We start from the raw sequence: 26,011 nt of genomic DNA on the forward strand, positions 1-26,011 counted from the left end.
TCCTTATGGCTGAAGACGGTTGCGCCACGCGGTCAGCACGTCGCTGCGCGTAATCAAACCGAGAAAACGGTCGTTGTCATTAATGACGGCCACCAGACCGCGGTCGAAGATGGCGTGCAGGGCGCTTTCCGGGGCGCGTTTATCGAGAAATTCCACCTGACGCGTCATGGCCTCTGTCACGGGAAGGGCGAAGCGGTCAGCTTCACCGCCGATATGCCGCAACAGATCCCACTCGTCGATAATGCCGACGACCTGACCGTTTTCCAGTACCGGCAGTTGGGAGATGTCGTACAGGCGCATGCGCGCCAGAACGGTGGAGAGCGTGTCATCCGGGGCGGCGGTGACGGTAGCGCCTTCATCGTGGCGCAGGGCAATGTAGTCAGAGAGATCGCCTGCCTGAGGGCGCGTGATGAGCCCCTGCTGGCGCATCCAGTCGTCGTTGAACATCTTCGAGAGATATTTATTGCCGCTGTCGCAGGCGAAGGTCACCACGCGTTTCGGCGTGGTTTGCGCATGGCAATATTTCAGCGCCGCCGCCAGCAGGGTGCCGCTGGAGGAGCCCGCCAGAATGCCTTCCGTTTTCAGCAGTTCACGCGCGGTGGCAAACGCTTCGCGGTCGGTAATGCGCCACGCGCGGTTCACGCCTTCAATGCGGGCCAGCGGTGGAATAAAGTCTTCGCCAATGCCCTCAACCAGCCAGGCGCCCGCATCGTGGTAGCGACCGGTCTCGACCTGATCGGCGAGCACAGAACCTGCCGGGTCGGCCAGCACAAACTCCGTATGTGGCGAATGCTCTGAAAACCACGCCTGCAGGCCGCCCAGCGTGCCGCCTGAGCCGACGCCGACCACGATGGCGTCAATCCGGCCGTCAAGCTGCTCATACAGTTCCGGTGCCGTGGTGGTGCGGTGTGCCAGCGGGTTGGCCTCGTTATTGAACTGGTCGATATAAAACGCGCCGGGCAGTTCATCGGCCAGGCGCTGGGCGTAATCCTGGTAATAGGCCGGATGCCCCTTGTTGACGTCGGAACGGGTCAGTACCACCTGGGCACCCAGCGCGCGCAGGTGGAAAATCTTCTCGCGGCTCATTTTGTCCGGCACCACCAGGATAAGCGTATAGCCTTTCTGGGCGGCGATCAGCGCCAGCCCGAGGCCGGTATTCCCCGCCGTTGCTTCAATAATCGTGCCACCCGGCCGTAGCTGGCCGGTACGCTCCGCGTCGTTAATCATCGATAACGCCACGCGATCTTTAATGGAGCCGCCGGGGTTTTGGTTCTCCAGCTTCAGAAACAGCGAGCAGGGACCGGTATCAAGCTTATGCAGCTGGATCAGCGGTGTCCGGCCAATCAGTTCGGTGACGGAGTGGTAAATCGTCATGATGTTTTCCTTTCTGGGTGTCATGACGGGATGATAGGGCGGTGAAATTTTCGCAATAAAGAACACTTCACTGCTTTTTATAACAGACGGGAATATCAGTGCTGTTTTTGGATGTCAGGACAGCAAGACGTAAAGTTGTCTGGAAGTGAGGATGGCTATCTCGGCATAAAATGCTGCAATAATGACCGTTTTTTTAGCATATCAGTTAAGCGTTATGCGTCTGGCAGATAATCATTGCTGAAATCAATCTAAATACTTCCCGCCGTGTAGCGTCGTTGTTTATTACTGAAAGTTATAACACATGCTTTTTTGTTCATTTAAAAACTGATAACGCCTGTTTACTATCGTTTGGACATCCATACTTCTAAACCGCCATTGGCGGATCGGATAATGAATTAGAATGATTGTACTCAGAAATATTTCGAAGGTTTTTGACAACGGTAAGGCGGCGCTCACAGCCGTTGATAACGTCAATTTGACGATTGAGCAGGGACAGGTTTACGGCATTATCGGCTACAGCGGCGCCGGGAAAAGCACGCTGATTCGTCTGCTAAACGGTCTGGAGAAACCCAGCGCTGGCAGCGTCACGATTAACGGGCAGGACATCTCCGCCGCAAAAGGTGAAGCCCTGCGTCAGGCTCGCCTGAAAATCAGTATGGTGTTCCAGCACTTCAACCTGCTGTGGTCGCGCACGGTGAGTGAGAATATCGCGTTCTCCATGCAGATCGCCGGTGTGCCAAAAGCCAGAATCAAGGCTCGCGTGGCGGAACTGGTGGCGCTGGTGGGTCTGAAAGGGCGTGAGAATGCCTACCCGTCACAGCTGAGCGGCGGACAAAAACAGCGCGTGGGGATTGCGCGCGCGCTGGCCAATAACCCGGACGTTTTGCTGTGTGATGAAGCCACGTCCGCACTCGACCCGCAGACCACCGATCAGATCCTCGATCTGCTGCTGGATATCAACCGTCGTTTCAAGCTGACCATCGTGCTGATCACCCACGAAATGCATGTGGTGCGCAAGATCTGCGACCGCGTGGCGGTGATGGAGAACGGTAAGGTGGTGGAAGAGGGGGATGTGCTGAGTGTATTCACCCATCCGCAGCAGCCGATTACGCAGCAGTTTGTCCGCCAGGTAAGTCAGTACGCCGAGGAAGAAACCTTCAATACCGAACTGGCAAACGATCTGGAAGGCACGGTCATCCGTCTGACCTTTACCGGCCACAGCACGCACAAGCCGGTCGTGGGTGAGCTGACCCTGCGCTACGGTCTGCCGTTTAACATCCTGCACGGGAAAATGACGCAAACCGCCCACGGCGTTTTCGGCCAGCTCTGGGTCCACGTCGTGGCATCTGATGAACAACTGAACAATATCCTCGCCGACCTGAAGCACAGCGATATTGAAGGCGAGGTCATTAAACATGGCTGAGAATCTCTTCCCGCACCTCAAATGGGATCAGCTCTGGTCGGCGACGCAGGAGACGCTGTACATGACCGCGCTTTCCGGGGTGGCGACCTTTGTGCTGGGGATCGTGCTGGGCCTGGCGCTGTTCTTAACCGCGCGCGGCGGGCTGTTTCAAAACCGCACGGTCTACAGCGTGATTTCGATTGTGGTGAACGTGTTTCGCTCAATACCGTTCATCATTCTGATCGTCCTGTTGATCCCGTTCACCAAGACCATCGTCGGTACCATTCTTGGTGCCAACGCGGCGCTGCCGGCCCTGATTGTGGGGGCCGCGCCGTTCTACGCACGCCTGGTGGAGATTGCCCTGCGCGAAGTGGACAAAGGGGTAATCGAAGCAACGCGCTCAATGGGCGCACGACTAAGCACGCTCGTGTTTCGGGTTTTACTGCCGGAATCATCACCTGCACTGGTATCAGGGATAACGGTAACGCTGATTGCGCTGGTGAGTTACAGCGCCATGGCGGGGGTGATTGGCGCCGGCGGTTTGGGAAATCTGGCTTATCTGGAAGGATTCCAGCGCAACCATGGTGACGTCACGCTGGTGGCAACGGTGACCATTCTGATCATCGTTTTCATTATCCAGTTCTGCGGCGACGCTATGACTTCTCTGTTAGATAAACGCTAATAAATACACACAGGAACCACATCATGAAAAAAACACTGACACTGATCGCCGCAGCCACCCTGAGCGCCCTGAGCTTCGCCTCCTGGGCGGATACGCTGACTGTGGGCGCATCCAACACCCCGCACGCCGAAATTCTGGAGCAGGCAAAGCCGATTCTGGCGAAGCAGGGGATTGACCTGGAGATTAAACCGTTCCAGGACTACATTCTGCCCAACACCGCGCTGGCGGGTCATGACATTGACGCCAACTATTTCCAGCATATTCCTTACCTGAACAGCGTGCTGAAAGATCACGCGGGCGATAAGGATTACGATTTTGTCAGTGCGGGTGCTATCCACATTGAGCCAATCGGTATCTACTCCAAAAAGTACAAGTCGCTGAAGGACCTGCCGGAAGGCGGTAAGATCATTATGCGTGATGCCGTTTCCGAAGAAGGCCGTATTCTCTCCATCTTTGAAAAAGAGGGCGTGATCAAGCTGAAGCCTGGCATCGACAAAGTGACGGCGCGTATCAGCGACATCGTTGAGAACCCGAAGAAGCTGCAGTTCACGCCTAACGTCGAAGCCTCTCTGCTGCCGCAGATGTACAACAACGATGAAGGCGCTGCGGTAGTGATTAACGCCAACTATGCGATTGACGCCGGTCTGGACCCGGTGCACGACCCGATTGCGGTAGAGAGCGGTGAAAATAACCCGTACGCCAACATCATTACCGTGCATCGCGGTGACGAGAAGAAGAAGGACATCGTCGCACTGGTGAACGTGCTGCACTCCAAAGAGATTCAGGACTGGATCCGCACCAAATACAAAGGTGCTGTGATTCCGGTTAATAACTAATTAGCTGATTTTACAGATGAAGCCCGGCGAGATCCTCGCCGGGCTTCTTTTTTGTATCCGGCAGGAGAATCATTTAAGCTCAACGTTTAAAAGGCAACGGAGTGATGACGATGGGTAACGTGACCAAAGATGAAGCGCTGTACCAGGAGATGTGCCGGGTGGTCGGTAAGGTGGTGCTTGAGATGCGTGATTTAGGGCAGGAGCCGAAGCATATTGTCATTGCGGGTGTGCTGCGCACGGCGCTGGCGAACCAGCGCATCAAGCGCAGCGAATTGACAACCGAAGCGATGGAGACGGTGGTTAAAGCGCTGGCCGGGTGATGCGCCCGCGTTTCGCGCGTTTCTCAGATCCCGCATATCAACAGTCGTTATTGTTATTTCCCCTCCATTGTTAATGGGTGTTTTACTGAACGCAGGTGAAGCAAGAGGGGCAAGACGATGAAAAAATGGATCAGCACGTTACGGCGGTTTTTTGCCACCCGACCTGTGAATGCGGAGAACAGCGCGCAACGTGTTCTTGAGTCAATACTGCCTGCTGCCAGCCTGTACGGTGTGGACGTTGCTAACATAGACCCGGAGTGGTTCCATGATAAAACGTCACGCTGAACTGCGCCGCACGCGCGAAATGTACTGGAATGAGCTGTGCGTTACGTCTGTAAAGCCACAATGAGGAGAAAAGTACGCGGTGAATCATTCGGTTAATTAACCCGTTGTTTGTTACCTATAGGTCCTTTCATTAATGGAGATAATGATGAAACGGACCACGTTAACCGCGGCTCTTTCAGCCCCTGCGTTACTTCTCGCCATGCATGCGGCGCACGCTGCGCCACAGGCTCATGTCGTCTGCGGCTACTCCCATACCCTTGGCGATGATGCAATTATGATGTTTGGCAGGCCCAACGAGGCCATGCTGCATGACTTCTTCGGCAACACGCACACCGATGCCAGCTCGAGCCGGGAAACCCTGCGCACGCTGGAAGAAACAACCTGCGATAACAAAGCGGATAGCTCGGCATACTGGGCACCTTCGCTGCGGCTGCCTGATGGCACTATCGTAAAACCCGCGTATCAAAAAACCTATTATCAGGCTTCGAATGTGGAAACCTGGCCGCTGCAGCCTTTCCCGGCGGGGCTATCACTGCTGGCGGGGGATCACCATGGATCTGCGCCTAACCCGCATATCACGTTCTTATGTGCTAACGGCAAAGGTTACACGACAAAAACAGGCGAAGTGTGCGGGCTACGCAAGGCGGGAGACGCCGTGCAGTTTAATATCGGTATTCAGTTTCCCAACTGCTGGGATGGCGTGAATCTCAAGCCCGCTCACGGCGTTGCCAATGCGACGTACGATACGAAAGGGCAATGCCCGACCGCGTTTCCGGTGAAAATTCCGACCGTGAACATGAACATCGCTTATGTGCTTCCGACAATTTCATCCCTTGATACCAGCAAAGTACAGCTTTCCCTCGATCCCATTATGCATGGTGACGAACGCGAAGAACGCTGGGGAAGTCTCTACACTGCGCATGCTGATTTCATGAATGGCTGGACGGAAGAGGGGGCGCGCTTTATGACCGAGCTGTGTATGAATCGCGGGCTGGACTGTGGCACGACCGTGCCATATGCCTATTCAAAAGCGCAGGCAAACGTCTGGCTAAGCAGCCTTGAGCCGGGGCTCTCCCAGCCTCAGCCGCAGGCTTTGCTGGTGCAGGATAACTGGCAGAACGGAGGCCGAACGCAAAACAGTGAAACCCTCTCACTGGTAAAGTTTACGATCCCGCCGCTGCCAGCGGGACAGGATCCTTCTCTGTTTAAATATCGCGTTCGCATATACGGCGGTAAGGTAGAAACTGACGGCGCCGATCAGATCTTCTTCTATCCGGCCAGCAACGACTGGGATCCTGCAACGGTGAGATGGGCTGACCGCCCGGCCTGCAACTATCGATCCGATGCTGTGCTGTATCTCAACCACTCGCGCGAGTACAGAATGGTGGATGTCGACAAAGCCGTGCGCAAGGCGCTGGCGGAAGGGAAAACCGAAATCTCGTGGTATATCGGCGGCGACCGCCAGGGAAACCATTACCAGTTTGAACCGGCTTCTTCGGCGCAAAGCCTTGTACTGATGCTGACGGGATTTAAAAAGACGCCTGAACTGTAGCTCTCCGTTGAGTGCCAAAAAAAGCACCGGCTGACCGGTGCTTTTTATCAGATCTTGCAGGCATCACCGCAGTCGTCGTCGGCGACAATCGCCTGGGCTTTTTTGTCCGCGTCATCCAGTCCGTTAAAAACCAGGTTATCGAGATCAATTTCCATGTTGCACCTGCTATGTTCAGTTATTGATACGGGCACAGTATAGGGCAAAAAAAGCCAGCAATGTACCACGCAGCACATAAGGATAATCCCTGCCATACTCAGTGCTTTATCACTGAGGAGCGCTCATGATTACACTCTGTAAAACCTGCGGTACCTCCTACGATGCACAGCCGGAAAGATGCCCGATTTGCGAGGATGAACGGCAGTATGTCCCGGCCAGCGGCCAGGCGTGGATCGAGTATGAGACGGTAACGGCCACGCACGCGAATAAATGGCAGCAGCTGGAGCCGCAGTTGTACAGCATCAAAACGGTACCGTCTTTTGCGATTAACCAGCGCGCGTTGCTGCTGCGTACCCCACACGGCAATATTTTGTGGGACTGCATCGCCAACCTTGACCCGGCCACCCACGCTATCATCACCGCGCTCGGCGGCCTCCGCGCCATTGCGATTTCCCATCCGCACTATTACACCACCATGCAGGAGTGGGCCGCGGCGTTTGATGCGCCGGTCTATCTGCACGCCAGCGATCGCGAGTGGGTGATGCGCGCCAGTCCGGCGATTAATTACTGGGAGGGCGATGCGCTGGAGATCGTGCCATCGGTTACTTTGCTGCGTCTCGGCGGCCATTTCGCAGGCGGCACGGTGCTGCACTGGCAGGAAGGCGAGGGCGTTTTGCTGGCGGGGGATATTCTGCAGGTCACCCCCGGGAAGGATGCGGTGTCGTTTATGTGGAGCTACCCGAATATGCTTCCGTTGCCTGCCCGCAAGGTTGAGGAGGTCACCCGGCGCCTGGTGGGCAAATCTTTCACCCGTCTTTACGGCGCGTTCGAAGGGCAGAACATTCCGGCGAATGCCGACGCTATCGTACAGCGGTCGGGCCAGAAATATATTGCTTGTCTGAAGTGAAGCGCGATGGGTAAAATTTACGAGTGTGATCGCGATCATACCTAAACTAAAACAGATAAAAGAGAAATTGCTATGCAACATATCATTGAAGGTTTTCTCAGCTTTCAAAAAGAGATTTTCCCGCAACGTAAAGAGCTCTTTCGCAGTTTAGCGTCCAGCCAGAATCCCAAAGCGCTGTTCATCTCATGCTCCGACAGCCGTCTGGTCCCGGAACTGGTTACTCAGCAAGAGCCGGGACAACTCTTTGTCATTCGTAATGCTGGTAATATTGTACCGCCGTTCGGGCCTGAGCCTGGCGGTGTCTCTGCCACTATCGAATACGCGGTTGTGGCGCTGGGCGTGACGGATATCGTCATCTGCGGCCACTCCAACTGTGGCGCGATGAAGGCGATTGCCGATAACGCGAACCTGGAGCCGATGCCTGCTGTTTCACACTGGCTGCGCTATTCCGATGCGGCCAAAGCCGTGGTTGAGAAGAAAACCTGGGATAAGCCGCTCGATAAAGTGAATGCGATGGTGCAGGAGAACGTGTTTGCGCAACTGAGCAACATTAAGACTCACCCGTCCGTCGCGGTGGGGCTGCGTAACAACTCCCTTCGCCTGCACGGCTGGGTCTATGACATTGAAAGCGGCGAAATTCGTGCCCTGGATAAAGCGACGAAAACCTTTGTCTCGCTGTCTGAAAACCCGGACGTCTTCTTCGAGTAATATCGCGTTGCAGGGCATGGAAGCCCTGTCAGTTCTCTACGTACGGTAATCGACGCCGTAAACCTGTGGCCGGTTTTTCAGCCGCCCTGGCCATCGCCTCTGCAATCTCTGCACACTCCGCCAGCCCCTGAACAAAGGGATGATCGTGCATCAGCCACGGTATCGCGCCAAACGCGATGCGCCCGCGAACCGTTTCAGGCGCATTTAGCGTGTAATCTTCACCGACATCGGGTATCTCGTCGCCGGTCGTTTCCAGCGCTCTGCGCAGTGAGGGGAAAGGCAGATCTTTGGTTTTGAGCGGCTTTTGCCCGCGTGCATCGATGAAAACGTCAAAGCGGTAAACGGTCTCTTTTGTGGACACCACCGTGCGGTCGCTGCCAACATCCAGCGTATAGTCGTCGCCCAGGGCCGCCACGCTGATGATGCCAGCCTCGCGAAGCGCAAGCAGTCTGCGGATAGACTGCGGAGGGATCGCCGCATAGTTGTCGATAAACACGCGGGCCAGCCCGTTTTTGAAGCGCTCTCTGTCCTGATCGCTAAGATGGGGAACAATCTCCTGAACGACCTCATGCAGCCGAAGGACGGTATAGCGCCAGGCGACGGTGCGCCGTTCGCGTTTGTTCCGTTCAACTTCATTGAGGTTCTCTTCCGCCCAGCTAAACGGACCGTGCTGTTGACGATCCTCAAACCAGGCGTCACGCAGGCTGTCGGCGTTGTGGCGTTGCAGAGAAATTTTCTCGCACCATGCCGGGTCGGCACGTTGAAGCTCTTTCACCATCAGGGCAAAAATGCGGTCAAGCAGGCCATCCGATCCTTTGGCTATCTCGCCTTCAACCACGGATGCGGTTAAAACGGACAGCGGTTCGTAAGGGATAGGGCAGTAAAAATCGGCTTCCGGCAGAATGCCTGTCCGCGACATCAGCGTAATGTTTAACGCTTCACTGCCTTTGTCCAGGATGAATTTACCGTCACGGAACTCACCGTGCTGCATCACCACCGCCATCGCCGCATCCAGACCGCTTAACGATGTTCCCATAATGCCAACGCGGCAAGGGGGAATGCGGGCGTCCATCAGACCGGACCACGGGCTTGGGAAGAATGTGCGCGTGGCTTCGTCCTCGTCTGGCCAGACGTGACCGGTGGCGATAACCGCAAGCTCAAAGCGTTCAGGAAAGATGTTGCCATTGACGGAAAGCGTGACGCCGGTTGAGGAGGGAATGACGTCGGTAACGGCGGCGGATTCATGGATGTTAACCTCGAACCCCTGCTTTTTAGCTTCTTTGACGATGGTTCGAAAGCTGTCGCGAAAATATTCACCCAGCAGGATCCGGGGCAGGAACTGCCGATCGTGGAGCGTGGTTTTATCTACCTTAAAACGCGCCAGGTGCGCTTCACTCTGTCCCTTCAGCCAGTCGAGGTAGGTCATAAAAATGGGCGGGATTTCAATGCTCGCAATGTTCGCCAGCATCAGGCGAGAATTATCGTCGTCGTTATAAGGCATGCCCACGCCAGCGTCATCGGCCTGTTCAAAGACGGAAACTGAGAGCGGGGTGCTGTTTTTAAGCAGATGATAAAAGGTGTAAATCCCTGTGGGGCCGGAGCCGATAATGGCGATACTCTTCATCAACGCGCTTCCTGTATTTTTTCCATAAGAAAAGCGTAGCAGGAGAATAATGATGAAAATAAGGGATTAAGAAAAATCAGGGTATCTGAAGAGGATTTGCACAATTTCAGGACTGAAATGGTGCGTCCGAGTGGACTCGAACCACCGACCCCCACCATGTCAAGGTGGTGCTCTAACCAACTGAGCTACGGACGCAGAATGGTGCGTTCAATTGGACTCGAACCAACGACCCCCACCATGTCAAGGTGGTGCTCTAACCAACTGAGCTATGAACGCAACGTGTTGTCGGTGACAACGGGGACGAATATTAGCGGCACAGCATCAAGGTGGCAAGAGGGAAAATGCATTTTTCTCTCTGATTTCACGCGATTGCTTCATTACCGCGCAAAGTGAAGAGAAAGTAGCCGCCAGCAGACGGCTACTGCGTATTTAACGCGCAGCGCGTTGCAAAATCACGGTTGATGGCTGGCGCTGCAGGAAGCGCATGCGCATCATCATCATGATCGCGGCTGACGTCAGACCAATGATAAAGCCCATCCAGAACCCGGCGGGTCCCATGCGGTCAACCACCAGATCGGTCAGGGCCAGGATGTAGCCGCACGGCAGTCCCAGTACCCAGTAGGCGATGAAGGTGATAAAGAAGATGGAGCGCGTATCTTTGTATCCGCGAAGCACGCCGCTGCCAATCACCTGGATAGAGTCTGAAATCTGGTACACCGCGGCGAGCAGCATCAGGTGCGAGGCCAGTGCCACCACTTCCGGGTTGTCGTTATAGAGCAGGGCAATTTGCTCACGTAATGCAACGGTAAAGAGCGCCGTACAGACCGCCATGCAGACACCGACGCCCAGCCCGGTCCGTGCGGCCGTTTGCGCATCCAGCGTCGAGCCCTGGCCCAGACGGAAGCCGACGCGAATCGTCACCGCCGCCGCCAGCGACATCGGCAGAACGAACATCAGGGAGCTGAAGTTGAGCGCAATCTGGTGCCCGGCCACGTTAACGATCCCCAGTGGGGAGACCAGCAGGGCGACGACGGCAAAGAGCGTCACTTCAAAAAACAGGGCCAGCGCAATCGGCAAGCCTAACTGCATCAGGCGCGTCATGATGCTCCAGTCCGGCGTACTGAATCTTTTCTCATTACGAATATCGCGCATAGAGCGGGCGTGTTTCACAAAGGTAAGCATACAGAAGAACATCACCCAGTAGACCGCCGCGGTTGCCACGCCGCAGCCGACGCCGCCCAGCTCTGGCATCCCGAAATGACCGTAAATAAAGATATAGTTCACCGGAATATTCACCAGCAGGCCGATAAAGCCCATCACCATCCCGGGCTTGGTTTTCGCCAGGCCTTCGCACTGGTTACGCGCCACCTGGAAGAAGAGGTAGCCCGGTGCCCCCCAGAGCAGGGCACGCAGATAGCCCACGGCTTTGTCAGCCAGTGCCGGGTCAATGTTATCCATCGCGCGAATGATATGACCGGCGTTCCAGAGCACGACCATAATCAGCACGGAGACAAATCCGGCCAGCCAGAACCCCTGGCGGACCTGATGGGCAATGCGTTCGCGACGTCCCGAACCATTAAGTTGAGCAATAACCGGCGTCAGCGCGAGCAGCAGACCATGGCCGAACAGGATGGCCGGAAGCCAGATTGATGTACCGATGGCGACGGCCGCCATATCAGTGGCGCTATAGCCACCTGCCATGACGGTATCCACAAATCCCATTGCGGTCTGGGCCACTTGCGCGATGATCACTGGTATCGCCAGTGCCAATAACTGCCGCGCTTCATTCATGTACTTCTGCACGTGAACACCTTTATTTTGTAGTTATAAGAGAGACTAAAAAAAGCCGCCGTAACGGGCAGCAAGAAGAAAATGCGGGGGGTGCCAGCTATTGTAGCGGGCTTTAGCTATTTATCTAGTGAAAAAATCGCCAGAAAATGCGCTCCGCTGGCAACCTCTTTTTCCAACTGTTATTGTGGTGGGATTAAACGGTGTAACCACCGTCCGGAGAAAACAGGAGTTGTAAGCATGTTTACTGGTATTGTGCAGGGCACTGCCAAAGTGGTGTCCATTGATGAAAAACCTAATTTTCGTACGCATGTTGTAGAGCTGCCGGAATATATGCTTGATGGCATCGAAACCGGCGCCTCGATTGCCCATAACGGCTGCTGTCTGACCGTCACCGAAATTAATGGCAACAAGATCAGCTTTGATTTAATGAAAGAGACCCTGCGTATTACTAATCTGGGCGAGCTGGCTGTAGGTGATACCGTCAACGTTGAGCGTGCGGCGAAGTTCAGTGATGAGATTGGCGGCCATCTGATGTCGGGGCACATCATGACCACGGCTGAAGTGGCGAAAATCGTGACCTCGGAAAATAACCGTCAAATCTGGTTCAAAATGCAGGATCCGTCATTAATGAAATACATCCTCTATAAAGGATTTATTGGCATTGATGGGATTAGCCTGACGGTTGGAGAAGTGACGGCAACGCGTTTTTGCGTGCATTTAATTCCTGAAACGCTGCAACGCACCACGCTGGGTTCGAAAAAACTCGGGCATCGCGTGAATATCGAAATCGATCCGCAAACCCAGGCGGTAGTGGATACGGTTGAGCGCGTGCTGGCGGCAAAAGAAGCGGCAATAATAACGAGCACAGAAGACGAATAAAAAATAACCCCGGGTAACCGGGGTTATTTTTTTTAGCGGGCGACCCGCAAGCCGTGCTCAATCCCTCGGCTGAAAACAACCTGCCAGAGCTGAATATCCCGCGCGCGAAACGCCCCCGCGCAGGCATTCAGATAATAGCTAAACATCCGCTTGAATCGTTCAGAGTAGTTGTCCGCAATCTCCGGCCAGGCTTCCTGAAAACGTGCATGCCATGCCATCAATGTGGTGTCGTAATCCGCGCCAAAGTTATGCCAGTCTTCCATCACGAAATGGGACTCGCTGGCGTTGGCAATCTGGCGCACGGACGGTAAACAGCCATTCGGGAAGATGTATTTGTTGATCCACGGGTCGACGTTGTTGTCGGTGCGCTTAGACCCGATGGTGTGCAGCAGGAAAATGCCGTCTGGTTTCAAATTGCGATCCACGACGTCAAAATAGGTGTCGTAGTTTTTCGGGCCAACATGTTCGAACATACCCACGGAGACAATACGATCAAACTGTTCGTTCAGGTCACGGTAATCCTGCAGCCGGATGTCAACATCAAGACCCTGGCAGCGTTCTCGCGCCAGCTTTTGCTGTTCTGCTGAAATCGTGACGCCGACGACGCTGACGCCATAGTGCTTCGCCATAAAATACGCCAGCCCACCCCAGCCGCAGCCGATATCCAGCACACGCATTCCGGGCTCAAGCTGCAGTTTCTCGCTAATCAGACGCAGCTTGGCCTGTTGCGCCTCTTCAAGCGTCGATGCCTCTTTCCAGTAGGCGCAGGAATATTGCATGAAGGGGTCCAGCATACGGCTGAACAGGTCGTTGCCAAGGTCGTAGTGCTCTTTGCCGACGATCCAGGCGCGTTTTTTACTTTGCAGGTTAAACAGGCGGGCTGAGGCGACGCGCAGGGTGTCTTTCAGATGGCGAGGGAGTTGATTTTCCAGACCAGCACGCAAAACGCGGGTGAAAAATATATCCAGCCGTTCGCATTCCCACCAGCCATCCATATAACTTTCTCCCAGGCCTAACGATCCCTCTCGTAACACGCGTTTAAAAAAGTCGGGATGTTTAACCTGAGGATCGGATGGCGATGATCCATTAATCGTGATGCCTGCTCGACCTAACAGTTCACTGACGATCCGGGACCAGTTATCGTCCGGAACGCTGACTTCTTCTATACACGATGAACTCATAGCTTCTCCATCACCCTACTGTGATCAGAACCTTCAAACAGCGTAGACGCTTTTTTTGGTTTGTGAGAAATCTCACGGTATATACCGCGAGGCTAGTATCCGACGTAGAACAGAGGAAGGGAGATAACCCTTGCCGAAATGCCTTCCATGGTAAAACGGGAGCACTCCGGCTCCCGTTAACACTTAATATTTATCGTATTTAATCGAACCAAATTTAGTATAGGCCGCAAAATTTGGTGATTCAATAGAAAATTGTTAGCAACCTAATCACCGAAAAGTTACATAATTTTTGCAGTAATTACGCATGTGACGTTTCTGCCTGCGCGCGGTTATCCTGCGCACGCTGCGCGGCTGCCTGCATACGATAGCCCATTCCGGCCAGCGCAACGGTAACCAGCATCACGCTGGTGGTGGTCAGGAGCGGCGTGGCAATCAGCGCCGAGACCACCAGACTGGCCAGGAAGCACAGCCCCAGTTGCAGCGTATTCTGAAGTGCGGCCGCACGGCCTGTCGCCTGCGGGAAGGGACGAAGCGCCTGCGCCACAACGATAGGGTATATCGCGCCGTTCGCGATGGCCATTACGCAGAATGGAATCAAAATTTCAGCCAGACCGATGCCGGGAATAAAGCCGACGGCCCAGGTCCCGATAACGCTCAACGCATACAGCACCAGCAACCACGGCAGCATCTGCTGGCCTTCCCATTTTTGCAGCACCGCGCGACAGCCGTACCCGCCAACCAGGAACGCGATGGTCTGCGGAACATAGCTCAGACCGATGGCCGCCGGGCTGTAGCCCATATCGTGCAGAATAAAGGGTGAACCGGTCAGCCATGCGAAGAAGCTCGCCGAGCAGGCAGCATAAATCAGCACATTACCGCGATACGCTTTGGCGCTCAGCAGGGAGGCAAAGGTAATTGGGCTGGCGTCGGCATGCGCCTCTTTTTTATGCGCGGGCTTGAGGGCGAACGCCGGCAGCATCAGGATCAGCGTGATGGCAAACAGCGTGGCAAAGATGGCCTGCCAGTCGAAATGCGCGAGGATCCAGCTACCCAGCAGCGGGGCGAGGGCAGGGGAAAGCCCCACCAGCGGCATAATGGTCGCGAAAATTCGGTTTGTACGGTTCGCCGGATAGTAGTCGGTGACCAGCGCCTGCCAGGTGACGGCTGCGGCGCAGACGCCGACTGCCTGAATAAACCGCAATACCAGCAGCCAGGTGGCGTCGCGAACCCATAGCATCCCCAGACAGCCCACGGCAAAAATGGCCAGACCGAGCAACAATACCGGCTTGCGGCCAAAGCGATCCGAGAGCGGTCCCCACAGCAGCTGCGCGAAGGCAAAACCGGCGAGGAACAAACTCAGGCTGGCGCTGATCGCGGCGGCAGGGGTTTGCAGATCTTCCTGCATGGCGGCGAAAGCCGGCAGGTACATATCGGTGGCTAAAAAGCCCAGCACGCTTAAGCCGCCGAGCCAGACTAAAAAACCTTTCCTGGGTTGCATTGTTTTCTTCTCCTGAGGAGGCAGGTGTACATTGGCGCAGAGTGTAGGGAGTGCAAAGCGGCTTGTGAAACGCTAATATTTGGCGGGTGCATTCAAATTTTTTGCAGGCAGAAAATGTGGTCAGATTATTCTCTTGAAGTGGTCGATGCTGTCGCGCGTAACGGCAGCTTTAGCGGCGCAGCGCAGGAGCTGCACCGCGTCCCGTCGGCAATCAGCTATACGGTGCGTCAGCTAGAAGGGTGGCTGGCCGTTCCGCTGTTTGAACGGCGACATCGTGATGTGGAATTAACGCCTGCCGGGGCGTGGTTTTTGAAAGAAGGGCGTTCTGTTATCAAAAAAATGCAGATCACCCGCGAACAGTGTCAGCAGATCGCTAACGGCTGGCGGGGGCATCTTTCCATCGCGGTCGATAATATCGTGAAGCCGGAGCGCACCCGGCAAATGATCGTCGATTTCTATCGTCATTTTTCTGACGTTGAGTTGCGTGTTTCGCAGGAAGTGTTCAACGGCGTGTGGGACGCGCTGTCGGACGGCAGGGTAGAAATGGCGATTGGGGCGACGCAGGCGATTCCGGTTGGGGGACGCTACGCCTTTCGCGATATGGGGATGCTGAGCTGGAAATGCGTTGTGGCACGCGATCATCCCCTGGCGGCCATGGAGGGGCCGTTAAGCGACGATACCCTGCGTAACTGGCCGTCGCTGGTGCTGGAGGACACCTCCCGCTCACTGCCCAAGCGTATCACCTGGCTGCTGGATAACCAGCGTCGCGTGGTCGCCCCGGACTGGGAATCGTCGGCGACCTGCCTCAGTGCAGGGCTGTGCGTCGCGATGGTGCCCGTTCATTTTGCGCGCCCGCGAATCGACACCGGCGAGTGGGTTGAACTGACGCTGGAGAATCCGTTCCCGGATGCGGCTTGCTGCCTGACCTGGCAACAAAATGATGTTTCACCTGCTATGGCCTGGCTGCTGGATTATCTGGGGGACAGCGAAACGCTTAACCGGGAATGGTTACGGGAGCCAGTGTGACTGGCTCCGTAAAGCGATTAACGACGGTAGTCGCGGAACGGACCATCCGCAACGGAACGGCGTTCGATGAGGCGCGGGTGGACTTCAATGGACTGCGACTCTTCACGTTTGTTGACGATCCTGTCGAGCAGCATGTTGAAGGCCGTTTCACCCAGCGAATCTTTCGGCTGGTGAATGGTGGTCAGCGCAGGGGTAAAGAAGCGCGCGTTGCGCACGTTGTCATAGCCGATCACGGAAATGTCCTGCGGGACGCGCAGACCCAGCTCATCGGCCGCACAGAGCGCGCCCATCGCCATGATGTCGCCCCCGCAGAAAACGGCGGTAGGACGATGTTGCTGGGAGACAATCTGCTGCATCGCGCGGTAGCCTGATTCCGGCTCAAAGTCACCCTGTACGATCCAGTTTTCTGGCACGGTGATCAGTGCTTCTTCCATCGCTTTCATAAAGCCAGCCAGACGACCTGCGCCGGTGTTACGCTCAAGCGGACCCGGGATCACGCCAATCTCACGATGACCGCGTTCGATCAAATAACGGCCCGCCATATAGCCGCCTTCAAAGGCGTTGTCGATAACGGAATCCGTGAAATCCGCACGGGCTTCACCCCAGTCCATCACCACCATCGGGATATGCCGATACTCTTCAAGCATCGACAGTACGGATTCCGGATACTCGGAACACATCACCAGCAGGCCATCCACGCGCTTCTGCGCCATCATGGAGAGATAGGCTCGCTGTTTTTCAATGCTGTTCCACGCGTTGCCCAAAATCAGGGTATAGCCTTTCTGGAAGCAGTTTTTCTCTACCGCTTCAATGATCTCAGCAAAATAGGCCGCTTCGCTGCTGGTCGCCAGCAGACCAATCGATTTGGTGTGATTCACCTTGAGGCTGCGCGCAACCGCACTTGGCGAGTAGTGCAGCTCTTTGATTGCTGCCCAGACGGCGTTGCGCGTCTCTTCCGCCACAAAGCGGGTTTTGTTAATTACATGTGATACGGTTGTAGTGGAAACGTTTGCGCGTTTTGCTACGTCTTTAATTGTTGCCATTAAATGTCACTCCAGACCATATCCTAAACTCCTGAAATACTTGAAGGTAAACGTTTGCCTTCTCTCACCCTTATCACGCAATTTTAGATTGCGGTACGCCAGGAAAACGACACGGGACGTCAGGAGGGGGTCAATGGCCGGTACGCTAATAAATTTAGCGTGGAATTTTGTCCTATCTTGATGAAAAGGGGAAGAGGTAAAGTGGTTATCAGCTTAAATCCGGGAAGATTTTTGACGTAAACTGTGCAAAAATGAGCAAGCTCACTTTTCGTGGGGGGATTAAAAGGAGAAAAATTGATGAGTTCCGATCTGAAGTTTTCGCTGTTCACTACCATCGTTGTGCTGGCGCTGATTGTGGCGGCTGGCCTGACGGCTGCGCTGCACTGATTTACGCGGAGGGAGAATCTTCTCCCTCCCGGTTTACCGGATTGTTACTTCTCAGGCAAAAATCTTTTGCCATTTTGTTAACTTCTCATTTTTTGTGATTGATGTCATGCTTTCCGCTTCTTTTTTCTGTGTCACGACATGACACGGCATTCGGAGTTGACGCATGAAAATCAATTTTCCCCTGCTGGCCCTGGCGATTGGCGCTTTTGGGATTGGCACCACCGAATTCTCCCCGATGGGGTTACTGCCTGTTATCGCCCGGGGCGTGGATGTCTCGATCCCTGCGGCCGGGATGTTAATCAGCGCTTATGCCATCGGCGTGATGGTGGGGGCGCCGCTGATGACGCTAATGCTTTCACACCGCGCGCGCCGTAATGCGCTGATTTTCCTGATGGCGATTTTCACCCTGGGCAACGTGCTCTCTGCCATTTCACCTGACTACACCACCCTGATGCTGTCGCGCATTTTGACCAGCCTGAACCATGGCGCGTTCTTTGGGCTGGGCTCGGTCGTGGCCGCAAGCGTAGTGCCGAAACATAAGCAGGCAAGCGCCGTGGCGACCATGTTTATGGGGCTGACGATTGCCAACATTGGCGGCGTACCGGCTGCGACCTGGCTGGGTGAAGCGATCGGCTGGCGTATGTCATTCCTGGCAACAGCCGGGCTGGGCGTGGTGGCGATGGTGGCCTTGTTCTTCTCCCTGCCGAAAGGCAGCGCGGGTGAACGTCCGGACGTGCGCAAAGAGCTGTCGGTACTGGTGCGCCCGCAGGTGCTTTCTGCACTGCTGACCACCGTGCTGGGGGCCGGGGCAATGTTTACGCTCTATACCTACATTTCACCGGTGCTGCACGATATCACCCATGCAACACCAATCTTTATTACCGCGATGCTGGTATTGATTGGCGTAGGGTTCTCAATGGGTAACTACCTTGGCGGGAAATTTGCCGACCGTTCAGTGACAGGAACGTTGAAAGGCTTTTTAACCTTGCTGATTGCCATCATGATCGCGATTCCGTGGCTGGCGCGTAACGAGTTTGGCGCGGCCATCGCGATGGTTGTCTGGGGCGCAGCCACCTTCGCCGTGGTGCCGCCGCTGCAGATGCGCGTGATGCGTGTCGCCCACGAGGCGCCGGGACTCTCATCTTCGGTGAATATCGGTGCGTTTAACCTTGGGAATGCCCTGGGTGCTGCGGCGGGTGGCGCCGTCATTTCTGGCGGTCTGGGATACAGCTTTGTGCCGGTGATGGGGGCGATTATTGCCGCGCTCGGTCTGCTGCTGGTGATGATGTCCGGCCGGAAACAGCCAGAAGCCGTTTGCACGGCGGAATAATAAAAATAACGCAGAAGGGGGACCCCTTCTGCGTCTCTCTTACGCGGCGAAGTTCTTCGCGACGAAGTCCCAGTTGACCAGTGCCCAGAAGTGCTCCAGGTAGTTCGGGCGCGCGTTACGGTAATCAATGTAGTAAGCGTGCTCCCACACGTCCACGGTCATCAGCGGCGTAGCGCTGGTGGTCAGCGGGGTGCCTGCATTAGAGGTGGACACGATTGCCAGTTTGCCATCCGCTTCTTTTACCAGCCACGTCCAGCCAGAGCCGAAGTTCTTGATGGCGGCATCCGTAAACTTCGCTTTGAAATCGGCGAAGCTGCCAAAGGCGGCGTTAATCGCGGAAGCCAGTTCACCGGCAGGTTCACCACCGGCATTGGGTGCCAGGCAGTGCCAGTAGAAGGTGTGGTTCCACACCTGAGCCGCGTTGTTAAATACGCCACCCTCTGAGCTACGGACGATCTCTTCCAGCGTTTTGCCTTCGAAATCGGTGCCTTTGATCAGATTGTTCAGGTTGGTGACATACGTCTGGTGATGTTTGCCGTAATGGTATTCCAGGGTTTCCGCAGAAATGTGCGGTGCCAGGGCGTCTTTTGCATACGGTAGTGCAGGTAATTCGAACGACATTGCTTCTCTCCTTATTGTATTTAGCGTTGCCAATAACCACACAGACAACAAGGACAGGATAGCAAATTGAAAGGGTATGCAAAAGAGGAACTTACCCTGCCACGGATGCGGCAGGGCAGGGGTTAGCGAATAGTTTTCGGCGTCATCACGCGACGTGCGCCGACGTAGTGACGCACCCAGTAATCTTCACTCAGGGAGGTGATCTGAATATCCTGGCCGCTGCGCGGTGACTGGATAAATTTCCCGTTGCCGACATAGACACCCACATGGTCAGCCGTGCCGCGGCCTTGCGTGCGGAAGAAGACCAGATCGCCGTTTTCCAGCTCACCACGGCTCACCGGAGAGGCGTCGCGCAGGTGGTACATCTCATTAGCGGTACGCGGAATGCGGAACTTAACCAGATCTTTATAGGCGTAATAGACCAGGCCGCTACAGTCGAAGCCGGTTCGTGGCGAACTGCCACCCCAGCGATAAGGTTTGCCAATTTGCCCCATCAGTTTATTCATCGCGGTTTTTTGCGCTTTCTGTACACGGACTTTATGTACTTCCGCGATTTTCGTGACTTTGGTGCATTTCGCTTTGTGGCCTTTACGCGTAATGCATTTTTCAGTGACGAGGTTAGCCGCGGTCAGCGAAGTTTTACTTTTGGTGGTGTGGGCAGTGCGGGAAGATTTTGTTTTGGTCTTGCTGGAAGCGGTTTGTGTCGTCTTGGTGGTCGTCTTTTTCTTTTCGTTCTTTGTGGTGGTTTTTTTCTTACGTTCTGTGGCTTTCACCAGATGGCTTTTTTGTACAGCAGAATGCCGCGCCTGCTGAGAGGCGTTTGCCGCTGGCGTGAGAGTGAGTGATGTAAACAGTAAAGCACAGAGCGTGATCGAGATTTTTGTTATCCGCGCCACTGGGCAGTCCCCTGATAAATGCAGGTCATCAATAATACCCGCGAGTGATTTACAAAGCCCGTCGATTCTAATCCATAAAAACCCGAGAAGTTAATAGCATTTTTCAATCTAAAAACCTGTTTCGTTAGCAAGTGCAAAAAAATTCATCGTTCTGTCGCACAATTGTTCACTCCCTAAGCAAAACCCTGACTGCCGCAGGGTTAAACACCATTTGCAATGCAACTTTTGTAGAGTCGCGGTAAAATGTATAAACGTGACGAAAATGTTATTTTCCGATGCCAGCCTGACCCGCTACAATGTCAGACTATTGCCGTAACAGAAGTTAAAGGAAGCAAGACATGAGCACCACTATTGAAAAAATCCAGCGCCAGATCGCTGAAAACCCGATTCTGCTGTATATGAAAGGTTCTCCGAAGCTGCCAAGCTGCGGCTTCTCCGCGCAAGCGGTTCAGGCGCTCTCAGCCTGTGGTGAGCGTTTTGCTTACGTTGATATCCTGCAGAACCCGGACATCCGTGCTGAGCTGCCAAAATACGCTAACTGGCCAACCTTCCCGCAGCTGTGGGTAGACGGTGAGCTGGTAGGCGGCTGCGATATCCTGATTGAAATGTATCAGCGCGGTGAACTGCAGCAGCTGATCAAAGAGACCGCGGCGAAGTACAAAACCGAAGAGCCGGACGCAGAGTAAGTTTGCTGCGCAAATAAAAAAGCGACCTGTTAAGGTCGCTTTTTTTATTCTTCGCTGTCACCTGTCGGCAGCGGCCAGCCGCCTAGACGCTTCCAGCGGTTGACGATCTCACAGAACAGCTCTGCGGTGCGCTCCGTGTCATACAGAGCCGAGTGCGCCTGTGTGCCGTCAAATTCAATACCCGCCGTAATACAGGCTTTTGATAATACCGTTTGCCCCAGCGCCAGACCGCTCAGTGCTGCCGTGTCGAAGGTCACAAACGGGTGGAAAGGGTTGCGTTTGAGCGAGGCGCGCTCCGCTGCGGCCATGGTAAAGGTGTGATCGAAGGTGGCGTTATGCGCCACCATGATGGCGCGGCTGCAGTTACTCTCTTTCATGCCTTTACGCACCATTTTAAAAATGGCGTGCAGCGCATCATATTCGCTTACCGCACCGCGCAGTGGGTTATGCGGATCGATACCGTTGAAGGCCAGTGCTTCCGGCTGTAAGTTTGCCCCTTCGAAAGGTTCAACGTGGAAATGCAGCGTGGTGTCTGGTGTAAGCCAGCCCTGTTCATCCATCTTCAGCGTGATGGCGGCAATTTCGAGCAGCGCATCGGTTTTAGCGTTAAATCCGGCTGTTTCTACATCAATGACAACGGGATAAAAACCACGAAAACGGTCGCACAGACCGCTAAATTGAGCGTTATCGGACATCAGGGTCTCTTACAAGGGGAAAAAGCAGAGCGCATTATGGCAAATTTTGCGGGGTGATGCAGTAAAACTACGGGCGCATATTGCGCCCTGAGGGATCAGTTGCCCAGACCACGACCGGCATCTTTGGCTTCAATCAGCTCGATTTTGTAACCGTCCGGATCTTCCACAAATGCAATCACAGTGGTGCCGCCTTTAACCGGACCCGCTTCACGGGTGACGTTACCGCCGTTGCTGCGGATGCGTTCGCACGCTTCGGCTGCGTTGTCCACTTCCAGCGCGATATGGCCGTAGGCGTTGCCGAGGTCATAGCTGTCCACGCCCCAGTTATAGGTCAGCTCAATCACCGCTTCATCCGTTTCCGGGCCGTAACCCACGAACGCCAGCGAGTATTTGTATTCCGGGTTTTCGCTGGTGCGCAGCAGTTTCATGCCCAGTACGTTAGTGTAGAAATCAATAGAACGTTGCAGATCGCCAACGCGCAGCATGGTGTGAAGTAGGCGCATAATTTCCTCATTAACCAATGGATTTGAATATTTTTTTGAACAGAAACGATGTTTTAGTATAGCGGCGAAGTGTCGCCGCTATCAATGAACAATGGTGAGATTAGAGAGAAGGGTAGTCGGTGTAACCTTCAGCGCCGCCGCCGTAGAAGCTTTCAGGACGCTGCGGGTTCAGAGCGGCTTTCTGTTGCAGACGGGCAACCAGGTCCGGGTTGGCGATATAGTCGCGGCCAAACGCAACGGCATCGATCAGCCCTTTGCCGATCAGGTCTTCCGCTTTCTCAGGCGTATAGGCACCCGCACCGATGATCACCCCGTGGAAGCGCTCACGCACTTTCTGACGGAAGGCTTCCGTATAAGGTTTACCGCCGGCCCAGTCTGGCTCAGACATGTGCAGATAGGCGATACCGCGTTTTGCCAGCTCTTCAATCAGATAGAGCGCATCCGCTTCTTCGTTCGGGCCGTTGTCGACGTTCTGGAAAGAACCGATCGGGGAGACGCGAATGCCGATACGATCCGGGCTCCACTCCTGGCATACGGCATCAACCACTTCCAGCACCAGACGGGCGCGGTTCTCGACGCTGCCGCCATACTGGTCGGTACGCTGGTTAGATGACGGTGACAGGAACTGGTGCAGCAGGTAACCGTGCGCGGAGTGCAGCTCAATCAAATCAAAACCTGCTTCACGGGCGTTGGCCACGGCCTGACGGAAATCGTTCACGATACCCGGGATCTCATCCAGCTCCAGGGCGCGCGGCGTTGAGGTATCGACGCGGATCGCGTTACCGTTTTCATCACGCAGCGAGGTGCGGGTGTTAGCATTCAGGGCTGAGGCTGAAACCGGTGCCTGGCCGCCAGGCTGAATGCTGCTGTGGGAGATACGCCCGGTGTGCCACAGCTGGACGGCAATGCGTCCCTCTTCAGCATGCACGCCCGCGGTAATTTTCTGCCATGCGGCGATCTGTTCCGGGCTGTGCAGCCCCGGCGCACCCGCATAACCTTTAGCCTGAGCAGAAATCTGCGTAGCTTCGGTGATGATCAGGCCGGAACTGGCGCGCTGACGATAGTATTCACCCATCAGTGGGGTGGGGATGTCACCCGGCTCAATGCTGCGCAGACGGGTAAGCGGAGCCATGAACACGCGGTTTGGCGCGGTAACGGCACCCACTTTTAAGGGGGTAAATAATTTTTCAGCTGACATAAAGACTCCTGAGTAGACCAGTCGACTAGTAATAAGATAAATAAAAACGCCTGTTAAATGCCAGGCGCAGTAATTGTGTTTTTCACATGTGCCAGCGCGCTTTCCAGCGGCACGGCACTGCGCGAAATCTTGGCCTGCAGGTTAGCGCCTAACCATAGCGCGTATAACACCTGCGCCTGAGTCAGAGGCTCACCCGAAAAGGCCAGCGTTTTTTCATTGCGGCCTTTTTCCAGCGCCTGGGCCAGCAGGGCGATAACACCGCTGGCACCTTTATCCATCGCCGTGCGCATATCTTCGGAGAGATCGCACACTTCGGCAGACAGTTTTACCGTCAGGCATCCGCTGATAATGCCCTGCTGACAGAACTGATTCAGCGTTTCCTGATAGTAGTTAAGAACACGATCCCGATAGTTACCTTCACCCGTGGCGAAGTGGGTCGCGAGACGCTGATGGTAGCCCGCATAGTGCCGCTCCAGCATCGCCACACCAAACGCCTCTTTGGACCGGAAGTAGTGATAAAACGACCCCTTCGGTACCTCAGCGGTTTTTAATAGCTCACTTAACCCCATGCCGGTGAAACCGCGATGCATGCAGAGCCGCTCGCCAGTCGCCAGTAGATGTTCGCGGGTATCGTGTTCAGTATTTCTGCTCATGGCCTCACTCTAATAGACCGTTCGGTCTAATGCAAGCCTGTTTACTGCCGACACCCATTCAGAATATCCAGCTGCTGTTGATAAACCTTTGATTTAATGTCCATCATACCCAGCACCGTTGAGAATAAATTGTCCTGCGAAACCGCATTTTTTGCCGCATAGTCGCGTAAGCACTGCGCGTTGATGCCAAAGTTTTTTGCATAATCCGGCGATAGCCAGAACATAAACGGGATGTGCGTTTGTTGCTCGGGTGCCAGCATGTATGGCGTACCGTGCAGGTAAATACCGCTTTCACCCAGCGATTCACCGTGGTCTGACAAATAAATCAGGGCGGTGTTCATGTTCGCCTGACGGGCTTTCAGTGCGTCAATGGTTTTGCTGACCATGCTGTCGGTATACAGGATGGTGTTGTCATAGGTGTTCATCAGCGCCTGATGATCGCAATCCTGAATTTCGTTCGTGTCGCAGGTTGGGGTGAATTTACGGAAATTGTCCGGGTAACGGCGATAGTACGCCGGACCGTGGCTGCCCATCAGGTGGATAACCAGCACCGTATCTTGCTTCACGCCATCCAGCACGTTGTCCAGACGGTAGAAGTTCACATCGTCAATACAGGATTTGTCTTTACAGAACTGATCCAGATTCCACTGCGTCATGTCGGTATGAGGCACGCGATCGCAGGCGCCTTTACAGCCGCCGTCGTTATCGCGCCACAGCAGGTTGACGCCCGCGTGCCTGAGCACGTCAAGCAGCCCTTCCTGATGCCGAGCCAGGTCGGCATCGTATTTGCTGCGCGTCATGCCGGAGAACATGCAGGGAACGGAAACCGCGGTTTCGGTGCCACATGAAGAGGCCTGCGGGAAGTTAATCACGTCCTGCTTTTTCAGCTCGGGGTTGGTTTCGCGCCCGTAACCGTTCAGGGAGTAGTTTGCCGCGCGAGAGGCTTCGCCGACGACAAGCACCAGAACGGTTTTCTTTTGCTGACCCGCAATCAGCGAGCCTTTATGCGCATCTTCGCCAATGCGCACCAGCGTTTGATCGCCGGCAAACCAGCGCATTTTGCTGTACTTCACCACGGCGCTGACATAGTTCGCCGGGGTAACCATTTTGACGATGCTTTTGTTATTGCGGAACAGCGACGCGTAATCTTTATAAAACAGTGCGGCAATCAGGATGATCACCAGCAGAGCGCCCAGCATCGCGGCTACGCGCGTCAGCAGCGCGTACCACCATTTTCCGGTACGAATTCGGGTGAGAGCCAGCACCACGGAGGGCACGAGGCCAGCAACAACAATCCACAGAATCATCTGCGGGGTCACCAGGGCGGTGGCTTCCTGAGAGTTGGTTTCGAACACGTTGACGATCATGTTCTGATCGATGACCGCGCCGTAGGTATACATAAAATAGGTTGCCGCAGCGCAACCGACAGTTAAAACGATCAGCAGCGGCTTACGGATGTACGGGATATTGAGCAGGCTAAAAACAATTACCCAGCCACAAAACAGCACCACCGGCACGGACGCGGCAAAGAGAATGTCGTGCAGATGAGAAGGGGCAATAATTGCCCAGCTGCGCTGGATAAACAGCCCGTTCAGCAGGGTAAAAAAGAGTGCACAGCCCAGAGTAAATTTAATATCGTTACATTGTAACTTTTTGATTAACTGCATCGCTCGAAAAACCTGTTCTTTTGATGATGGGCTGAGTATAGAGAGGGAAGATTAGTGAAACCTTAATGCCACAAAACTGTGGTAAAGCCCTTGCACCTGACGCGTTTAGCG

27 protein-coding genes and 2 tRNA genes are annotated in these 26,011 nt (G+C 54.7%); 13 read left to right on the top strand and 16 right to left on the bottom strand.

All coding sequences use genetic code 11. The features are described from left to right. Nucleotides 1-3: 3 nt before the first annotated feature. Nucleotides 4-1,374, bottom strand: coding sequence for a pyridoxal-phosphate dependent enzyme (locus A4308_RS14125; protein WP_063308643.1), 1,371 nt, complete (start codon nt 1,372-1,374; stop codon nt 4-6). A 400-nt stretch (nt 1,375-1,774) separates the two neighbouring features. Between A4308_RS14125 and A4308_RS14130 the strand changes: the two genes are divergently transcribed. The 6 genes from A4308_RS14130 to A4308_RS14155 all read left to right on the top strand — a co-directional run bounded on the left by A4308_RS14130 (nt 1,775) and on the right by A4308_RS14155 (nt 6,451). Next, nucleotides 1,775-2,797 (top strand): methionine ABC transporter ATP-binding protein, encoded by a 1,023-nt coding sequence (locus A4308_RS14130; RefSeq protein WP_014883539.1) that lies wholly within the window; start codon nt 1,775-1,777, stop codon nt 2,795-2,797. Then, nucleotides 2,790-3,458, top strand: coding sequence for a methionine ABC transporter permease (locus tag A4308_RS14135; RefSeq protein ID WP_045282011.1), 669 nt, complete (start codon nt 2,790-2,792; stop codon nt 3,456-3,458). Before A4308_RS14130 ends, A4308_RS14135 begins: the two co-directional genes overlap by 8 nt. 23 nt (nt 3,459-3,481) lie before the next feature. Next, a complete protein-coding gene (locus tag A4308_RS14140) occupies nt 3,482-4,294 on the top strand; it encodes a MetQ/NlpA family ABC transporter substrate-binding protein (RefSeq protein ID WP_003857677.1) in 813 nt (270 codons plus the stop codon). Nucleotides 4,295-4,404: 110 nt separating this feature from the next. Next, nucleotides 4,405-4,614 (top strand): fumarate hydratase FumD, encoded by a 210-nt coding sequence (gene fumD, locus A4308_RS14145; RefSeq protein WP_014883541.1) that lies wholly within the window; start codon nt 4,405-4,407, stop codon nt 4,612-4,614. A gap of 117 nt (nt 4,615-4,731) precedes the next feature. After that, the gene (locus A4308_RS22640; protein WP_014883542.1) at nt 4,732-4,899 is read left to right on the top strand and encodes a hypothetical protein; all 168 of its coding nucleotides are present in this window, start codon (nt 4,732-4,734) and stop codon (nt 4,897-4,899) included. 145 nt (nt 4,900-5,044) lie between these two features. Further along, the gene (locus tag A4308_RS14155; protein WP_045282012.1) at nt 5,045-6,451 is read left to right on the top strand and encodes a DUF1996 domain-containing protein; all 1,407 of its coding nucleotides are present in this window, start codon (nt 5,045-5,047) and stop codon (nt 6,449-6,451) included. 47 nt (nt 6,452-6,498) lie between these two features. Here A4308_RS14155 and A4308_RS22530 read toward each other — a convergent pair whose 3' ends face one another. Then, nucleotides 6,499-6,606 (bottom strand): hypothetical protein, encoded by a 108-nt coding sequence (locus tag A4308_RS22530; protein WP_049010383.1) that lies wholly within the window; start codon nt 6,604-6,606, stop codon nt 6,499-6,501. 125 nt (nt 6,607-6,731) lie between these two features. Between A4308_RS22530 and A4308_RS14165 the strand changes: the two genes are divergently transcribed. Both A4308_RS14165 and A4308_RS14170 read left to right on the top strand, forming a co-directional pair. After that, nucleotides 6,732-7,514, top strand: a complete 783-nt coding sequence (locus A4308_RS14165) for an MBL fold metallo-hydrolase (RefSeq protein ID WP_045282013.1) — start codon at nt 6,732-6,734, stop codon at nt 7,512-7,514. A 72-nt stretch (nt 7,515-7,586) separates the two neighbouring features. Next, nucleotides 7,587-8,222, top strand: a complete 636-nt coding sequence (locus A4308_RS14170) for a carbonic anhydrase (RefSeq protein ID WP_014883545.1) — start codon at nt 7,587-7,589, stop codon at nt 8,220-8,222. A gap of 28 nt (nt 8,223-8,250) precedes the next feature. Here A4308_RS14170 and A4308_RS14175 read toward each other — a convergent pair whose 3' ends face one another. The 4 genes from A4308_RS14175 to mdtK all read right to left on the bottom strand — a co-directional run bounded on the left by A4308_RS14175 (nt 8,251) and on the right by mdtK (nt 11,649). Beyond that, on the bottom strand, nt 8,251-9,846 hold the full coding sequence (locus A4308_RS14175; protein ID WP_063308644.1) for an FAD-NAD(P)-binding protein: 1,596 nt from the start codon (nt 9,844-9,846) through the stop codon (nt 8,251-8,253). Nucleotides 9,847-9,964: 118 nt separating this feature from the next. Continuing rightward, nucleotides 9,965-10,041: transfer RNA gene (locus A4308_RS14180), tRNA-Val, on the bottom strand. 4 nt (nt 10,042-10,045) lie between these two features. Beyond that, nucleotides 10,046-10,122, bottom strand: a tRNA-Val gene (locus A4308_RS14185). A 153-nt stretch (nt 10,123-10,275) separates the two neighbouring features. Next, nucleotides 10,276-11,649 (bottom strand): MdtK family multidrug efflux MATE transporter, encoded by a 1,374-nt coding sequence (gene mdtK / locus A4308_RS14190; RefSeq protein ID WP_014883547.1) that lies wholly within the window; start codon nt 11,647-11,649, stop codon nt 10,276-10,278. Nucleotides 11,650-11,874: 225 nt separating this feature from the next. Between mdtK and A4308_RS14195 the strand changes: the two genes are divergently transcribed. Continuing rightward, complete coding sequence (locus A4308_RS14195; protein WP_014883548.1) at nt 11,875-12,516, top strand: riboflavin synthase; 642 nt, start codon at nt 11,875-11,877, stop codon at nt 12,514-12,516. A 32-nt stretch (nt 12,517-12,548) separates the two neighbouring features. On the opposite strand, the gene cfa is transcribed toward A4308_RS14195, so the two are convergent. Together cfa and punC are read right to left on the bottom strand one after the other, a co-directional pair. After that, complete coding sequence (cfa, locus tag A4308_RS14200; protein ID WP_014883549.1) at nt 12,549-13,697, bottom strand: cyclopropane fatty acyl phospholipid synthase; 1,149 nt, start codon at nt 13,695-13,697, stop codon at nt 12,549-12,551. A gap of 298 nt (nt 13,698-13,995) precedes the next feature. Further along, the gene (gene punC / locus A4308_RS14205) at nt 13,996-15,195 is read right to left on the bottom strand and encodes a purine nucleoside transporter PunC (RefSeq protein WP_045282014.1); all 1,200 of its coding nucleotides are present in this window, start codon (nt 15,193-15,195) and stop codon (nt 13,996-13,998) included. Between the two features lie 114 nt (nt 15,196-15,309). Here punC and punR point away from each other — a divergent pair, with 114 nt between their 5' ends. After that, on the top strand, nt 15,310-16,221 hold the full coding sequence (punR, locus tag A4308_RS14210) for a DNA-binding transcriptional activator PunR (protein ID WP_045282015.1): 912 nt from the start codon (nt 15,310-15,312) through the stop codon (nt 16,219-16,221). 17 nt (nt 16,222-16,238) lie between these two features. Here punR and purR read toward each other — a convergent pair whose 3' ends face one another. After that, the gene (purR, locus tag A4308_RS14215) at nt 16,239-17,264 is read right to left on the bottom strand and encodes an HTH-type transcriptional repressor PurR (protein ID WP_014883552.1); all 1,026 of its coding nucleotides are present in this window, start codon (nt 17,262-17,264) and stop codon (nt 16,239-16,241) included. 297 nt (nt 17,265-17,561) lie between these two features. Between purR and cydH the strand changes: the two genes are divergently transcribed. Further along, the gene (gene cydH, locus A4308_RS22535) at nt 17,562-17,651 is read left to right on the top strand and encodes a cytochrome bd-I oxidase subunit CydH (protein WP_014883553.1); all 90 of its coding nucleotides are present in this window, start codon (nt 17,562-17,564) and stop codon (nt 17,649-17,651) included. 163 nt (nt 17,652-17,814) lie between these two features. After that, the gene (locus tag A4308_RS14225; protein ID WP_045282016.1) at nt 17,815-18,981 is read left to right on the top strand and encodes an MFS transporter; all 1,167 of its coding nucleotides are present in this window, start codon (nt 17,815-17,817) and stop codon (nt 18,979-18,981) included. Nucleotides 18,982-19,020: 39 nt separating this feature from the next. Here A4308_RS14225 and sodB read toward each other — a convergent pair whose 3' ends face one another. Both sodB and A4308_RS14235 read right to left on the bottom strand, forming a co-directional pair. After that, on the bottom strand, nt 19,021-19,602 hold the full coding sequence (gene sodB, locus A4308_RS14230; RefSeq protein WP_032636815.1) for a superoxide dismutase [Fe]: 582 nt from the start codon (nt 19,600-19,602) through the stop codon (nt 19,021-19,023). A gap of 122 nt (nt 19,603-19,724) precedes the next feature. Continuing rightward, on the bottom strand, nt 19,725-20,498 hold the full coding sequence (locus A4308_RS14235; protein ID WP_045282017.1) for a C40 family peptidase: 774 nt from the start codon (nt 20,496-20,498) through the stop codon (nt 19,725-19,727). A 338-nt stretch (nt 20,499-20,836) separates the two neighbouring features. On the opposite strand from A4308_RS14235, the gene grxD reads away from it, so the two are divergent. Further along, the gene (gene grxD, locus A4308_RS14240; RefSeq protein WP_003832760.1) at nt 20,837-21,184 is read left to right on the top strand and encodes a monothiol glutaredoxin 4; all 348 of its coding nucleotides are present in this window, start codon (nt 20,837-20,839) and stop codon (nt 21,182-21,184) included. A gap of 44 nt (nt 21,185-21,228) precedes the next feature. Here grxD and rnt read toward each other — a convergent pair whose 3' ends face one another. The 5 genes from rnt to eptA form a co-directional block, all read right to left on the bottom strand. Beyond that, a complete protein-coding gene (gene rnt / locus A4308_RS14245; protein WP_023332811.1) occupies nt 21,229-21,879 on the bottom strand; it encodes a ribonuclease T in 651 nt (216 codons plus the stop codon). Between the two features lie 95 nt (nt 21,880-21,974). Continuing rightward, the gene (gene gloA, locus A4308_RS14250; protein WP_014883558.1) at nt 21,975-22,382 is read right to left on the bottom strand and encodes a lactoylglutathione lyase; all 408 of its coding nucleotides are present in this window, start codon (nt 22,380-22,382) and stop codon (nt 21,975-21,977) included. A gap of 100 nt (nt 22,383-22,482) precedes the next feature. After that, nucleotides 22,483-23,580 (bottom strand): alkene reductase, encoded by a 1,098-nt coding sequence (locus A4308_RS14255; protein WP_014883559.1) that lies wholly within the window; start codon nt 23,578-23,580, stop codon nt 22,483-22,485. Nucleotides 23,581-23,633: 53 nt separating this feature from the next. Beyond that, entirely contained in the window at nt 23,634-24,233 is a 600-nt protein-coding gene (locus tag A4308_RS14260) for a TetR/AcrR family transcriptional regulator (RefSeq protein ID WP_014883560.1), read from the bottom strand. A gap of 41 nt (nt 24,234-24,274) precedes the next feature. Beyond that, on the bottom strand, nt 24,275-25,900 hold the full coding sequence (gene eptA / locus A4308_RS14265; RefSeq protein ID WP_023332812.1) for a phosphoethanolamine transferase EptA: 1,626 nt from the start codon (nt 25,898-25,900) through the stop codon (nt 24,275-24,277). Between the last annotated feature and the right edge of the window lie 111 nt (nt 25,901-26,011).

The organism is Enterobacter sp. ODB01 (assembly GCF_001623605.1).
Classification (GTDB): domain Bacteria; phylum Pseudomonadota; class Gammaproteobacteria; order Enterobacterales; family Enterobacteriaceae; genus Enterobacter; species Enterobacter kobei.

Excerpts from the sequence above, each read along its gene's own strand:
- A4308_RS14125 (WP_063308643.1), bottom strand. The coding sequence starts at position 1,374 with ATGACGATTTACCACTCCGTCACCGAACTGATTGGCCGGACACCGCTG.
- A4308_RS14130 (WP_014883539.1), top strand. The coding sequence starts at position 1,775 with ATGATTGTACTCAGAAATATTTCGAAGGTTTTTGACAACGGTAAGGCG.
- A4308_RS14135 (WP_045282011.1), top strand. The coding sequence starts at position 2,790 with ATGGCTGAGAATCTCTTCCCGCACCTCAAATGGGATCAGCTCTGGTCG.
- A4308_RS14140 (WP_003857677.1), top strand. The coding sequence starts at position 3,482 with ATGAAAAAAACACTGACACTGATCGCCGCAGCCACCCTGAGCGCCCTG.
- fumD (WP_014883541.1), top strand. The coding sequence starts at position 4,405 with ATGGGTAACGTGACCAAAGATGAAGCGCTGTACCAGGAGATGTGCCGG.
- A4308_RS22640 (WP_014883542.1), top strand. The coding sequence starts at position 4,732 with ATGAAAAAATGGATCAGCACGTTACGGCGGTTTTTTGCCACCCGACCT.
- A4308_RS14155 (WP_045282012.1), top strand. The coding sequence starts at position 5,045 with ATGAAACGGACCACGTTAACCGCGGCTCTTTCAGCCCCTGCGTTACTT.
- A4308_RS22530 (WP_049010383.1), bottom strand. The coding sequence starts at position 6,606 with ATGGAAATTGATCTCGATAACCTGGTTTTTAACGGACTGGATGACGCG.
- A4308_RS14165 (WP_045282013.1), top strand. The coding sequence starts at position 6,732 with ATGATTACACTCTGTAAAACCTGCGGTACCTCCTACGATGCACAGCCG.
- A4308_RS14170 (WP_014883545.1), top strand. The coding sequence starts at position 7,587 with ATGCAACATATCATTGAAGGTTTTCTCAGCTTTCAAAAAGAGATTTTC.
- A4308_RS14175 (WP_063308644.1), bottom strand. The coding sequence starts at position 9,846 with ATGAAGAGTATCGCCATTATCGGCTCCGGCCCCACAGGGATTTACACC.
- A4308_RS14195 (WP_014883548.1), top strand. The coding sequence starts at position 11,875 with ATGTTTACTGGTATTGTGCAGGGCACTGCCAAAGTGGTGTCCATTGAT.
- cfa (WP_014883549.1), bottom strand. The coding sequence starts at position 13,697 with ATGAGTTCATCGTGTATAGAAGAAGTCAGCGTTCCGGACGATAACTGG.
- punC (WP_045282014.1), bottom strand. The coding sequence starts at position 15,195 with ATGCAACCCAGGAAAGGTTTTTTAGTCTGGCTCGGCGGCTTAAGCGTG.
- punR (WP_045282015.1), top strand. The coding sequence starts at position 15,310 with ATGTGGTCAGATTATTCTCTTGAAGTGGTCGATGCTGTCGCGCGTAAC.
- purR (WP_014883552.1), bottom strand. The coding sequence starts at position 17,264 with ATGGCAACAATTAAAGACGTAGCAAAACGCGCAAACGTTTCCACTACA.
- cydH (WP_014883553.1), top strand. The coding sequence starts at position 17,562 with ATGAGTTCCGATCTGAAGTTTTCGCTGTTCACTACCATCGTTGTGCTG.
- A4308_RS14225 (WP_045282016.1), top strand. The coding sequence starts at position 17,815 with ATGAAAATCAATTTTCCCCTGCTGGCCCTGGCGATTGGCGCTTTTGGG.
- sodB (WP_032636815.1), bottom strand. The coding sequence starts at position 19,602 with ATGTCGTTCGAATTACCTGCACTACCGTATGCAAAAGACGCCCTGGCA.
- grxD (WP_003832760.1), top strand. The coding sequence starts at position 20,837 with ATGAGCACCACTATTGAAAAAATCCAGCGCCAGATCGCTGAAAACCCG.
- rnt (WP_023332811.1), bottom strand. The coding sequence starts at position 21,879 with ATGTCCGATAACGCTCAATTTAGCGGTCTGTGCGACCGTTTTCGTGGT.
- gloA (WP_014883558.1), bottom strand. The coding sequence starts at position 22,382 with ATGCGCCTACTTCACACCATGCTGCGCGTTGGCGATCTGCAACGTTCT.
- A4308_RS14255 (WP_014883559.1), bottom strand. The coding sequence starts at position 23,580 with ATGTCAGCTGAAAAATTATTTACCCCCTTAAAAGTGGGTGCCGTTACC.
- A4308_RS14260 (WP_014883560.1), bottom strand. The coding sequence starts at position 24,233 with ATGAGCAGAAATACTGAACACGATACCCGCGAACATCTACTGGCGACT.
- eptA (WP_023332812.1), bottom strand. The coding sequence starts at position 25,900 with ATGCAGTTAATCAAAAAGTTACAATGTAACGATATTAAATTTACTCTG.